At 68.7% G+C, this 12572-nt stretch carries 12 protein-coding genes; 5 read left to right on the top strand and 7 right to left on the bottom strand.

Annotation, left to right across the window (positions count from 1 at the left end; translation table 11 throughout):
- Nucleotides 1–59: 59 nt before the first annotated feature.
- The 4 genes from BV908_RS06150 to BV908_RS06135 form a co-directional block, all read right to left on the bottom strand.
- Entirely contained in the window at nt 60–1040 is a 981-nt protein-coding gene (locus tag BV908_RS06150) for a D-glycerate dehydrogenase (RefSeq protein ID WP_011805690.1), read from the bottom strand.
- A 79-nt stretch (nt 1041–1119) separates the two neighbouring features.
- Nucleotides 1120–2535 carry a sodium:proton antiporter gene (locus BV908_RS06145; RefSeq protein ID WP_103737541.1) on the bottom strand — a complete coding sequence of 472 codons (1416 nt, stop codon included), beginning with the start codon at nt 2533–2535 and terminating at the stop codon, nt 1120–1122.
- 64 nt (nt 2536–2599) lie between these two features.
- The gene (gene pncB, locus BV908_RS06140) at nt 2600–3799 is read right to left on the bottom strand and encodes a nicotinate phosphoribosyltransferase (protein ID WP_103737540.1); all 1200 of its coding nucleotides are present in this window, start codon (nt 3797–3799) and stop codon (nt 2600–2602) included.
- Between the two features lie 179 nt (nt 3800–3978).
- Nucleotides 3979–4467, bottom strand: a complete 489-nt coding sequence (locus BV908_RS06135; RefSeq protein WP_103737539.1) for a thioesterase family protein — start codon at nt 4465–4467, stop codon at nt 3979–3981.
- A gap of 269 nt (nt 4468–4736) precedes the next feature.
- Between BV908_RS06135 and BV908_RS06130 the strand changes: the two genes are divergently transcribed.
- On the top strand, nt 4737–5300 hold the full coding sequence (locus BV908_RS06130; RefSeq protein WP_103737538.1) for a phasin family protein: 564 nt from the start codon (nt 4737–4739) through the stop codon (nt 5298–5300).
- Between the two features lie 234 nt (nt 5301–5534).
- Here BV908_RS06130 and BV908_RS06125 read toward each other — a convergent pair whose 3' ends face one another.
- Nucleotides 5535–6938, bottom strand: coding sequence for an aspartate ammonia-lyase (locus BV908_RS06125; RefSeq protein ID WP_103737537.1), 1404 nt, complete (start codon nt 6936–6938; stop codon nt 5535–5537).
- Between the two features lie 407 nt (nt 6939–7345).
- On the opposite strand from BV908_RS06125, the gene BV908_RS06120 reads away from it, so the two are divergent.
- The 3 genes from BV908_RS06120 (at nt 7346) to BV908_RS06110 (ending at nt 9933) form a co-directional block, all read left to right on the top strand.
- Nucleotides 7346–8137 (top strand): peptidoglycan DD-metalloendopeptidase family protein, encoded by a 792-nt coding sequence (locus BV908_RS06120; protein WP_348639064.1) that lies wholly within the window; start codon nt 7346–7348, stop codon nt 8135–8137.
- Nucleotides 8134–8790: a pseudouridine synthase gene (locus BV908_RS06115; RefSeq protein WP_103737536.1), complete on the top strand. Its 657-nt coding sequence runs from the start codon at nt 8134–8136 to the stop codon at nt 8788–8790. The genes BV908_RS06120 and BV908_RS06115 overlap by 4 nt, the downstream gene beginning before the upstream one ends.
- 102 nt (nt 8791–8892) lie before the next feature.
- A complete protein-coding gene (locus tag BV908_RS06110; protein WP_103737535.1) occupies nt 8893–9933 on the top strand; it encodes a tetratricopeptide repeat protein in 1041 nt (346 codons plus the stop codon).
- A gap of 61 nt (nt 9934–9994) precedes the next feature.
- Here the strand turns inward: BV908_RS06110 and BV908_RS06105 are convergent, their stop codons facing one another.
- Entirely contained in the window at nt 9995–10669 is a 675-nt protein-coding gene (locus tag BV908_RS06105) for a hypothetical protein (RefSeq protein WP_103737534.1), read from the bottom strand.
- An 88-nt stretch (nt 10670–10757) separates the two neighbouring features.
- On the bottom strand, nt 10758–11660 hold the full coding sequence (rarD, locus tag BV908_RS06100; RefSeq protein ID WP_103737533.1) for an EamA family transporter RarD: 903 nt from the start codon (nt 11658–11660) through the stop codon (nt 10758–10760).
- Nucleotides 11661–12061: 401 nt separating this feature from the next.
- On the opposite strand from rarD, the gene BV908_RS06095 reads away from it, so the two are divergent.
- On the top strand, nt 12062–12553 hold the full coding sequence (locus BV908_RS06095; RefSeq protein ID WP_047351104.1) for a thermonuclease family protein: 492 nt from the start codon (nt 12062–12064) through the stop codon (nt 12551–12553).
- Nucleotides 12554–12572: the final 19 nt, after the last annotated feature.

Here is a 12572-nt window from a genome sequence, read left to right as displayed (position 1 = left end):
TAACTATCAAAACAATAGCTGTTAGCGCTTGTCCATCAAGCGCCAGAGGCCAATTTCATTCACACCTTGGCGGGCGTGTTCACGGGAGTGAGGGCGCCGCGCCCGTCGAAGAACGCCACCAGGTTGTCCGCCGCCAGTTGCGCCATGGCGAGCCGCGTGGGCACGGTGGCGCTGGCGATGTGCGGGGTGAGCACCACGTTGGGCACCTCCAGCAACGCGGGGTGCACCGCGGGCTCGCCTTCGAATACGTCCAGCCCCGCGGCAGCGATGCGGCGCTCCTTGAGCGCCTGAGCCAGCGCCGCGTCATCCACGATGCCGCCGCGCGCGATGTTGATCAGCGTGGCCGTGGGCTTCATGCGCGCGATCTCGGCCGCGCCGATGGCGTGGTGCGACTCGGGCGTGTAGGGCAGCACCAGCACCAGGTGGTCGGCCTGGGCCAGCAGCTCGTCCTTGCCCACGTAACGCGCCTTGCATTCGGCCTCCAGCGCGGGCGACAGGCGCGAGCGGTTGTGGTAGATCACGTTCATGCCAAAGCCGTGCGCCCCACGCTTGGCAATGCCCTGTCCGATGCGGCCCATGCCCAGGATGCCCAGCGTGCTGCCATGCACCTCGCAGCCGGCGAACATGTCGTAGCTCCAGCGCGTCCACTGGCCGGCGCGCAGGTAATGCTCGCTCTCCGTGATGCGCCGCGCCGTGGCCATGAGCAGCGCAAAGCCGAAATCGGCCGTGGTCTCGGTCAGCACGTCGGGCGTGTTGGTGCCCTGCACGCCGGCGGCGGTCATCGCGGCGATGTCGAAGTTGTTGTAGCCCACCGTCATGTTGGCCGCTATGCGCAGCTGCGGGCAGGCGGCCAGCAGCTCGGCGTTCACCGGCTGGGTGCCGGTGAGCAACGCGCCGTCCTTGCCCTGCAGCCGCTCGATGAGCTCGGCCTGCGTCCACAGGTTGTCGTCCTGGTTGGCATACACCTCGAAATGCTGCGTCAGGCGCTCAATGACCTCGGGGAAGATCTTGCGCGCGACGAGGATGTGGGGCTTGGACATGGGAAGTGCTCCTTTCGGTCAGGTGTCGGCAGCCTGAACGCGGGGCCGTGCCGAGGCACCCCGCGGTTCAGGCCCGGGCTCATTGCAACCAGATGAAGGTCATCACGACGAACAGCGGCACCAGGATGCCGCACGACCACAGCATGTAGCCGAAGAAGCTGGGCATCTTCACGCCCCGGTCCTCCGCAATCGCCTTGACCATGAGGTTGGGCGCGTTGCCGATGTAGGTGTTGGCGCCCATGAACACGGCGCCCGCCGAGATGGCGGCCAGCGTGGCGGCATGCGTGGTCATCAGCGTGGCCGCATCGCCGCCGGCTGTGTTGAAGAACACCAGGTAGGTGGGCGCGTTGTCCAGGAACGAGCTGAGCAGGCCGGTGGCCCAGAAATACATCGCCGGATCGGGCGAGCCGTCGGGCCGCGTGACGGCGGAGACGATGGCTCCGAAAGGCCCGTTCACGCCGGCCTTGAGCATGGCAATCACGGGAATGATGGTCAGGAAGATGCCCGCGAATAGCTTGGCCACCTCTTGCATCGGGCCCCAGCCGAACTGGTTGTCCGCATGCACTTGCCGCGGCGTCAGCGCCAGCGACGCCACGGTCACCGCGATCAGCCCCGCATCGCGCACCAAGCCGGGCAGGCCCAGCGGCGTGCCGGCGATCACCCATTCCACGGGCGACTTCCAAATGCCGCTGAGCAGCACCAGCCCCACCACGGCCACCAGCAGCACGAAATTGATCTTGCCGTCAAAACCCAGCGCGGCCGGTGCCGAGTCGGGGGTGGGATCGGTGCGGCTGACTTCACCCGCCTGGCGGTAGTACCAGCTGTCCAGCGCATAGAACAGCACCAGCAGCACGCCAATCAGGAACAGCGTTTCCGGAAACACGTGCCGCGCCGTCCAGAAGAAATCCACGCCCTTGAGGAAGCCCAGGAACAGCGGCGGATCGCCCAGCGGCGTGAGCGAGCCGCCGGCGTTGGAGACGATGAAAATGAAAAACACCACCACGTGCGCCACATGCTTGCGGTTGTCGTTGGCGCGGATCAGCGGACGGATCAGCAGCATGGACGCGCCCGTGGTGCCCATGAAGCTGGCCAGCACCGCGCCCACGGCGAGAAAGCCGGCATTCAGGGCCGGGCTGCCGTGCAGATTGCCACGGATATAGATACCACCGGCCACGGTGAACAGCGCCGTGAGCAGGATCACGAAGGGCAGGTATTCCGCGACCAGCGCATGCGCGAAGCCCGCCGCCGCCACGCCGGGGCCAAAGACCACGGCAAACGGCACCAGAAACGCCAGCGCCCACGCGGCGGTGACCTTGCCGAAGTGGTGGTGCCAGAACAGCGGCGCCAGCAACGGCAGCAGCGCAATGCTCAACAGCACGCCGGCAAACGGGACACCCCACAGCACCGACAGCTGGCTGCCGTCGATCTCCGCCGCCCCCGCCAGCGCGGGTGCCAGGCACAGCAGCCCAAGGGCCAGGGTGCGGATGGGGTTCATGGACAGGTCTCCTCGGGTCATTCTTGGGAAAGTTGAAATGCCGCCGGCGGCGCCAGGCGCGCGCTCACTGCGGCGAGGGAATCTCGAACACCTGGCGCAGGTAAGCCAGGTATTTCTCGTCGTTGCACATGTTCTTGCCGGGTGCGTCCGACAGCTTGGCCACGGGCTGGCCGTTGCAGCGCGTCATCTTGATCACGATCTGCAGTGGCTCGTAGCCCAGGTCGTTGGTCAGGTTGGTGCCGATGCCGAACGCCAGCTGACAGCGGCCGTTGAAGCGCTGGTACAGCTCGATGATGCGAGGCACGGTCAGCGCGTCGCTGAAGATCAGCGTCTTGGTCAATGGGTCCACGCGGTTGTCGCGGTAGTGCTGCAGCAGCCGCTCGCCCCATGCGAAGGGATCGCCGCTGTCGTGGCGCGCGCCATCGAACAGCTTGCAGAAGTACAGGTCGAAGTCGCGCAGGAAGGCGCTCATGCCATAGACGTCGGACAGCGCAATCCCTAAGTCGCCGCGGTACTCCTTGGCCCACATCTCGAAGCCGAACACCTGGCTGTCGCGCAGCCGCGGCCCCAGCGACTGGCAAGCCTGCAGGTACTCGTGCGCCATGGTGCCCAGCGGCGTGACGCCCAGCTGCATCGCATACAGCACGTTGCTGGTGCCCGCGAACTGCCCCTGCATGCCCTGGCGCCAGTCATCGACGCCCAGCCGCGTGCACAGCACGCGCAGCATCTCCTCGTGCCAGGCGCGGGAAAAGCGCCGGCGCGTGCCGTAGTCGGCAATCTTGAGACTGTCCAACCCCGGCTGCTGCAGCTGGCCGATCTTGGCTTCGAGCCGGCGGCGCCCCTCGGGAAAGTCGGGCACCTTCTGCGTGTTGCGGAAGTACACCTCGTTCACGATCGCCAGCACCGGGATCTCGAACAGGATGGTGTGCAGCCAGGGCCCGGTGATGGTGATGTCGATCTCGCCCGAGGGCAGCGCGCTCACGCGGATGTACTTCTCGTTGAGGCGAAACAGCCCCAGGAAGTCGACGAAGTCGCTCTTGATGAAGCGCAGCGAGCGCAGGTAGGCCAGCTCCGCGTCCTGGAACTGCAGGCTGCACAAAGCGCGGATCTCGTCGCGGATCTCGCTGACGAAGGGCGCCAGCTCCACACCCGGGTTGCGGCACTTGAAGCGGTACTCCACCTGCGCGCCCGGAAACTGGTGCAGCACCACCTGCATCATGGTGAACTTGTACAGGTCGGTGTCGAGCAGGCTGGTGATGATCATGGATGCGCGCGGGGCAGACTGTCCCGCTACTGGACATGGCGATGGGGATCCGCCGCGCCGCCACACACGCGTGGCAGGGCCGGCGAGCCCCTGATTCTAGCATCAACCCACCCGGGCCGCCGCGAACCGGCGCGCAGCCCCGGCAGCCCTCAGGGAAAGCCGGCGCGCCGCGCCCGCGATCAACGCGCCGCGCACAAGGGCTGCAGTGCCTGGCGCAGCCGATCGGGCAGCGCACGCGGACGGCGGTCGTCCCGTCCCACGTACACATGCACGAAGTGGCCGCAAGCCGCACTCATGGCCTCGCCCTGGGCGAACAGGCCGACCTCGTAGCGCACGCTCGTCTCACCCAGCCGCGCCACACGGATGCCGGCGTCGATGGTTTGCGGGAACGCCAGCGACGCGAAATAGTTGCACTGCGTCTCGATGACCAGCCCGATGGTGTCGCCGTGATGGATGTCCAGCACGCCCTGCTCGATCAGGTAGGCGTTCACCGCGGTGTCGAACCAGCTGTAGTACACGACGTTGTTCACATGGCCATAGACGTCGTTGTCCATCCAGCGTGTACCGATGGAGCGAAACACCGCGTAGGCCTCGCGCGGCTGCGGCCGGGGCCGCTGGGCCGTGCCTGCAGCGCCTGCCGCACCTGAGGGAGAGAGGGACGTGTTCATGAGGCGCTGATTCTGCCAGCGGCCAGCGGCGGCCTCCCCTTGTCCCCTGTCTTCGTTCGTAATAGGCAGCGCGCAGTCCACCGCCGGTCCAGATGTAACCAACAGAACTTTGGGAGTTGCCCCTAAAAATGCTGCATTGCAACAAAAATGCTTGCGCCTATCGACAGGATCCCTAAAATTCGGCTCATGCTGCACTGCAACATGACGCACAGGTCAGTCAGGGCAGATGTCTCAACCCGCCCATCCCGGGCATTCAATGGAGATATGACATGTCGCTGACCCCTGAGCAAATCCTCGCTTCCCACAAGGCCAACCTGGAGACCCTGTTCGGCCTGACGAACAAGGCCTTCGAGGGCGTGGAGAAGCTCGTCGAACTGAACGTGACCGCCTCGCGCGCCGCCCTGGCCGAAGCCGCCAGCCACACCCAGGCCGTGCTGTCCGCCAAGGACGCACAAGAGCTGCTCGCACTGCAAGCCAGCCTGTTCCAGCCCCTGGCGGAAAAGGCCGTGGCTTACAGCCGCCACCTGTACGACATCGCTTCCGGCACGGGCGCCGAGTTCGGCAAGACCTTCGAAGCCCAGGCCGCAGAAGTGCAGCGCAACTTCACCAACCTGGTGGACAGCGCCGCCAAGAACGCCCCCGCTGGTTCCGAGACCACCGTCGCCGTCTTCAAGAGCGCTGTGTCTGCCGCCAACAACGCCTTCGAGTCGGTGCAAAAGGCCGTGAAGCAGGCCAGCGATGTGGCCGAAGCCAACTTCAACGCCGTGGCCAGCTCTGCCGCCACCGCCGCCAAGACGGCGACCGCCGCAACCGCGGCTCCCCGCAAGCGTTGAGTGGATCGCTGCCACGTCGCTGGCAGATTTCAGGGTTTACCCCTATAATTCACTCACTGGCCCGGCGATGGGAATGAACGTCGCAGGGCCCTCCAGTTGTCTCCTTGGATCCTCTCGAAACTCTGGTTTCCTGGATCCCTTCAAGCCCAGTCCCTGACTGGGCTTTTTTTTGGGCGGATGACCGCCGCGGCCTACCGGCGCCTTCGGCAGCAGCCGAGGCCCCGGCAGCGCCCGTCAATCAGCGGCCTGGATGGCGCCCGCCTGCGTGAGGCGCTCGGCCACCAGCAGCTTGTGCATCTCGGCCTGGGTCATGATGCCCAGGTCCTCGGCCACCACGGCAATCGGCTTGCCCGTGGCGATGGCCGACTTGGCGATGGCGGCCGCCTTCTCGTAACCGATCAGCGGGTTGAGCGCGGTCACCAGCGTCACCGACGCGGCGATGCGTTCCGTCAGCAGCCCCTGGTTGGCCACGATGCCCTCCACGCAGTTCACCTGCAGGGTGTGGCAGGCCCTGGCCAGGTGGTGCAGGCTCTTGTGCAGCGCCCAGCCCATCAGCGGCTCGAAGGCGTTGAGCTGCAGTTGGCCCGCTTCAGCGGCCATGGTGATGGCGGCGTCGTTGCCGATCACTTCGAAGCACACCTGGTTCATCACCTCGGGGATCACGGGGTTGACCTTGCCGGGCATGATGGACGAGCCCGCCTGGCGCGCGGGCAGCTGGATGTCGCCCACGCCGGCCTGCGGACCCGAGGACAGCAGGCGCAGGTCGTTGCTGATCTTGGAGAGCTTGGCGGCGATGCGCTTGAGCACGCCCGAGATGTCAACGAAGGCCCCCGTGTCCGACGTGGCGGCGATCAGGTTGGCCGCGGCCTTGACCGGCACGCCCGACAGCCGCGCCAGCTCAGGGATGACCACGTCCACGTAGCCGACGGGCGCGTTGATGCCGGTGCCGATGGCGGTGCCGCCCATGTTCACCTCGGTCATCAGGTAGGCGGACTCGCGCAGGCGGCGCTCATCGTCGGCAATCATGGCGGCGAAGGCGGCGAACTCCTGGCCCAGCGTCATGGGCACGGCATCTTGCAACTGGGTGCGGCCGATCTTCAGGATGCCCTTGAATTCCTCGGCCTTGGCCTCGAACGCGCCGCGCAGGGCCGACAGGGCCTTGAGCAGCGTCTCGATACCGAAATAGGTGGCGATCTTCAGCGCCGTGGGGTAGGCATCGTTAGTGCTTTGCGATGCGTTGACGTGATCGTTCGGGTGGATCGTGTCATAGCGGCCCTTGGGCAATCCCAGGTGCTCCAGGGCACGGTTGGCGATCACCTCATTGGCATTCATGTTCGTGGAGGTGCCGGCACCGCCCTGGATCACGTCCACGACGAACTGGTCGTGCAACTGTCCGGCGATCAGGTCGTCGCAGGCTTGGGCAATGGCGCGGGCTTGGGTTGCGTTGATCGCGCCCAGCTGCAGATTGGCGTGGGCGGCGGCCTTCTTGACGAAGGCAAAGGCCCGGATCAACTCGGGCATGTGGGCCACGGTGTGGCCGGTGATGGGAAAGTTTTCTACGGCACGAGCGGTGTGGACGCCCCAATACGCGTCCGGGGGAATGGTCTTGATACCGATGAAGTCATGTTCTTGACGCATGGTCGATCTGCTTTCTAGCGAAATGGAATAAACAAAAGGGGAACAAAGCCAGGCCCCAAGTGAAAACACCGCCTGAGGTGCAGGCGGTGCTTGGTGGGTGCAGCCGTGGAGCGCCCTGGGGCCGGGCGCGCACCTTGTGGGCGCAAGTGCCGGGCCAGACGTGGCAATGCCCCGGGCACCATGGCGCCCAGGGCATTGGGTAGGGATTATGACCCACTGCCTCGCACGCGCATGAGAACCTTAGCTTTGCGCATAACCATGCCCACGCGGCGGGCAGGCGGCGGCCAGGAGCGCTCTACACTGCGGCCGTGCCATTTCTTTGCGACCCCACTTTTCCGCCCCTTTCCCCCTCAGGCGCACGGCGCCGCACGCTGCTGCAGGCGCTGGGCCTCGCCCTGGCGCCCGGCATGCCCGCGCTGGTCCTGGCGGGCACCGCCCAGCAATGGCCGCAGGCCCTGGCCGTGCCCGGGGGCGTGGCCCGGCTGTCGCTGGGCCCCGCGGCCGATCGGCCGGTGGTGCACGCGGGCGACATCCCGGTGCTGGTGCTGGGCGATGCGATCGAGTGGACGGCCATCGTCGGCATCCCGCTGGCCGCGCCTACGGGCGAGGCCGAGGTGACGGTACAGGCCACGCCGACCGCACCGGCGCGGCGCGTGCCTTACCGCGTGGCAGCCAAGCAGTACCGCGAGCAGCGCCTGACCGTGGCACCGCGCACGGTGGATCTGGCACCCGAAGACCTGGCCCGCCACGAGCGTGAGCGCGCCCACCAGCAGCACGTCATGGCCACCTTTTCAACGCCCCTGCCAGAGGGACTGCAGATGCGTCAGCCCGTGCCGGGACGGCGCTCCAGCAGCTTCGGTCTGCGGCGCGTGTTCAACGGCCAGGCGCGCAATCCGCACAGCGGCATGGACATTGCCGCCGCCACGGGCACCCCTGTCGCCGCGCCGCTGGCGGGCCGGGTGATCGATGTGGGCGACTATTTCTTCAACGGCGGCACCGTGTGGCTGGACCATGGCGGCGGCCTGCTCAGCATGTACTGCCACCTCAGCCGCATGGAGTGCCAGGTGGGTGACGTACTGCGCACGGGCGATGCGTTCTGCAGGGTAGGGGCCACCGGCCGCGTGACCGGCCCGCACCTGCACTGGGGCGTGATGCTCAACCGCACCATGGTGGACCCGGCCCTGTTCCTGCCCGCATGAGCACGCCCCCTGCCCCACGCCCGCGCCTGGCGCTGCGCCGCCCCGCGGCCGCGGCCGCGCTGGCGCCCGCCCCCCAGCGCGCGGCGCGGCTGCTGCGCTTCAACAAGCCCTATGGCGTGCTGAGCCAATTCACGCCCGAGGGGCGCTGGCGCGGGCTCCAGGACTTCATCGACGTGCCCGGCGTCTATGTGGCGGGGCGGCTCGATGCCGACAGCGAGGGGCTGCTGCTGCTCACCGACGACGGGGCGCTGCAGGCACGCATCAGCGATCCGCGCCACAAGATGGAGAAGACCTACTGGGTGCAGGTGGAGGGCATTCCTGACGAGGCCGCGCTGCAGGCCCTGCGCCATGGCGTGCAGCTCGGCGACGGCCCCACCCTGCCCGCACGCGTGCGCCGGCTGGAGCCGCCCCCCGCCCTCTGGGAGCGCGATCCGCCCATCCGCGTGCGCCAGAACATTCCCGACTGCTGGATCGAACTCATCATCCGCGAAGGCCGCAACCGCCAGGTGCGCCGCATGACCGCCGCCGTGGGCCACCCCACGCTGCGGTTGGTGCGCGCGGCCATCGGCCCCTACGCCCTGGACGGGCTGGAGCCGGGCTGCTGGCTGCCCGCCAGCCCGCCCTCGCCAGTGCCGCACCACCGCAAAAAGTAGAGCTGCTGGCGCTTTCCTGCATTGGCTTTGCGCCGGATTCTTCACTTACGCTCAGCACCCTCCACCCAGCAGCGACAATCGCGGCGGGAGGAACTGAACACCATGACCACAAACCCTGGCGACGGCCTGTCCCTCGCCCCGCTCGACCCCGCGCCCACGCAACCCGCGCCTGCTGCGGCCTCATCGCACGTCGCACGCACCTGCCCACGCTGCCACTACACGCGCCAGGCCAGCGACACCGCCCCCGCCTGGCAATGCCCGCGCTGCGCGGTGGTCTACGACAAGGCCACGCCGCGCCCACGCGCACGCGCGGGCCACGATGAAGATGACGATACCCAGCCCGTCCCGCTGGACCCGCGCCGCGCCCGGGCCAGCGCGGGCCTGCCCTGGGCCTGGATCGCCCTGGGCAGCGCCGTGCTGGCCGGGGCCGCGCTGCTGGGCTGGAAGTGGAACGGCGAGCGCCAGCGCAGCGCCCAGCAGGAGCAACGCGCCGCCAGCGACAGCCGCGCCGCCGATGTCAGCCAGGCCCGCGCCGTGCAGGACGGGCGGGCGCGCATCGATGCACTGGAACACCAGTGGCGCATGGGCGAAGGCGCCCAGGCGCTGCCTGCCGTGCGCGCGCTGGCCGATGAGGGCGAGCCGCGGGCCATGGTGCTGCTGGGCTCCATGCTGCTGGGTGGCAGCAGCTACCGCAACGCCATCGGCCAGCCGCTGGACCCGGCCGAGGCGCTGCAATGGCTGGAGCGCGCCGCCCGCGCGGGCGATGCCACCGCCGCCGTGCGCCTGGGGGGTCTGTATGAGCGCGGTGAACATGTGCCGCGCCAGCCCTCACTGGCCGAGAACTGGTACCTGCGTGCGGCGCGCCAGGGCGACGGCGCGGGCCTGTACAGCCTGGGCATGCTCTACGCGCGGGGTGCCGATCCCGTAAGCCAACGCCCCGTCCCCGCGTGGATGCTGCTCACGCTGGCCGAACGCGCCTCGCGCGCCGCGCCGGAGCGCGACGCGCTGCTGACAGAGCAGCACTACCCGTCCAGCGCCCGTGCAGGCCTGGTCCGCCTCAAGGACAAGCTGCATCCCAGCGACATTGCCGAGGCCGAGCGCCTGGCCGACGCCTGGAAGCCCGGCCAGCCGCTGGGCTTCTAGCGCGGCACGCGCCCGCCAGCGCCACGGGCGGCCTGCACGGTGTGCAGTGCGCCGCGCGGCGCTAGCGCTTGCGCCACCAGACGACCAGCGCGAGGAACACCACACCCGTGAGCAGCGGCACGGCGGACATGAGCAGCTCGACGAACGAGCTGCGCCGCATGCCGGACCACACCTCCACGCGCACGCCGTCCAGCCGCAGGTTGCTCGCGCCTGCGAACTCCAGCGCCGGCGCCACCTTGCGGTCCTCCTTGAAGCTCACCGGCCCGGCCGTGCCCGCCAGCTGCAGCACCTGGCCCGCGCGCGTGCCCGTCCCGAACGCAGCGCCCTGCACCATCGACAGGCGCGTGCCGTTGTCCGTGTCCCAGCCGGCCATCCAGCGCGTGAGGCCTTCGCCGTCGGCCTGGGCCACGCCGGCCACGTGCACCACCAGCGTGTAGGGGTTGCCGCTGGCGGGCAGGTCCAGCGCGCGCGGCGCCTTCCAGGCCACCGTTTCGGAGAAAAAGCCCGCGGGCTTGCTGCCGGCCGTCTTGTCCTGGTGTCGCGCCAGCCGCGCCAGGTCTTCGGGCGTCAATTCGAACGACTCCACCAGGCGCTTGCCCCAGGCGGTGGACGCGTCGCGCGCGCCCGCGGGCGTGGCGGGCAGCGCCAGCAGGCCAGCGGTGGCCAGGGCGAAGCACACGCTCGCCGCAGAAAAGGCGCGCAAACGCTGGCGCGGATGGGGCACGGTGGCGTGCATGTGGGGGCTCCCTCGGGTGGCTGTGCGGCGCTGCGAATGGCACCGTTTGCATCGATTTTAATAGCTGCCAGCGCTTGATGGATGGGCGCTAGAGCGGCTTTTTGTCTTGAACCTGCACGGCCGGGCGGCGCAGGCGCAGTGCGCCGTCCAGCACCAGCAGCGCCACGGCGGCGAAGATGGGGCCGTAGGTGGGCCACTGCGCCGCGCCGATGCTCTCGCCCAGCGCCAGCGCCACCAGCGCCAGCAGCACCGGCTCCACATAGCTCAAGAGACCAAACAACCCCAGCGGCAGCAGGCGGCTGGCGGCCATGTACAACGCCAGCGCCACGGCGCTGAGCACGCCCAGGACGGGCACCATCGCCCACAGGTGCGCATGCTCCAGCACCAGCGGCAGGGACGACGGCGCGCGCACCACGAACCACAGCGCCGCGGGCACCAGCAGCAGCATGTCCAGCCAATGGCCGCCCAGGTGGTCGGTGCCCAGGCGCCGGCGCATCACGAAATACGCGGTGTAGCCCAGCGCGACCAGCCAGGTCTCCCACGACATGCCGCCGGCGCGCAGCACCTCGTGCAGCACACCCGCGCCCGCCAGTGCCGTGGCCAGCCACTGCAGGTGCGACAGACGCTCGCGGTACAGCACCCGCCCGGCCAGCACCATCACCAACGGCAGCAGGAAGTAGCCCAGCGACACCGGCAGCGCCCGCCCGTGCAGCGGCGCCCATAAAAACAGCCACAGCTGCACGCCCAGAATGGCGGCGCTGGCCAGCAGCCCCAGCGCCAGCAGCGGCTGCCGCCACGCGCGCGCAGCCAGCAGGCGCACACGCGGCCACTGCCCGCGCGCCAGCAGCAGCGCCGTGGTGAACGGCAGCGTGCACAGCACGCGCCAGCCGAAGATCTGCTCGCCGTCCAGCGGCGCCAGCGCCGGTGCCAGGTAATACATGGCGCCGAACAGAACGGACGCGACGATGGACGCAACAAGACCTTGGATCACAACGGCAGCAGGTGGACAAGAAACGATGCGGGAAACCCGGCGACAACGCAGCGTCGCCGCCTCGGGCAAGACACGACAGGCACGCATCCGGACGAGGACAGCAGGCAGGCGCCCGAACGAGGAAAGGGCAGGCCTTCGCCCGCGTGCGACCCGCGATTGTCGGCCATTGGCGCGCGCCCCGCCGCCGCACCACTTATGCCCACCGCCTGTGGGCGGCCCTGTGGACAACCGCCGGGACAACCCTGCGCAAGCCGCGCCGGCATTGGGCTGCAGTGCATCGCTCATTTTTTAGGCAACCGGTACGGGCAAGGCCGCGACGCCGCGCGGACCTGCAAGCGCGCATCCGACACGGTTATAGTGCGCGCCCTTGCGGCGTCACCGTGCGACACCTGCGCGGTCGCATGCCGGCCCACGCCCACGCCTCGCCGCACTTTTATCCGCTCTTCACCTCTGCCCCACCTGTGTCCGCTGCCGCCCTCCTCTGCCTTGTGATTGCCATCAGCGATGGCGACACGCTCACCGTGCGTTGCGGCACGCCGGGGGCCTGGCGCCCGCAGCGCGTGCGCGTGGTGGCGATCGACGCGCCCGAGAGCCGCCAGGCCTTCGGCCAGCGCGCGCGCCAGAACCTGGCGCGCCTGTGCTTTCGCCAGCAGGCCGCCCTGCGCACGCTGGGCCACGACGACTACGGCCGCACGCTGGCGCATGTGCGCTGCCAGGGGCAGGACGTGGGCACGGCCCAGGTGCGCGCCGGCCTGGCCTGGGTTTATGCACCGCAGGCCCAGCGCTACCCCCACCTGGTGGCGCTGCAGCGCCAGGCACGCGCCAGCCAGACTGGGCTGTGGTCGCAGCCGCGCCCGCAGGCGCCCTGGGACTACCGGCGCCGGCACCGGTAGGCGACTATCATTTCAATAG

Source organism: Diaphorobacter sp. LR2014-1, assembly GCF_002916785.1.
In the GTDB taxonomy this organism is placed as follows: Bacteria; Pseudomonadota; Gammaproteobacteria; order Burkholderiales; family Burkholderiaceae_C; genus Diaphorobacter; species Diaphorobacter nitroreducens.
The sequence above is the reverse complement of the archived record's forward strand: the minus strand, read 5'-3'. Positions and strand labels throughout refer to the sequence as shown.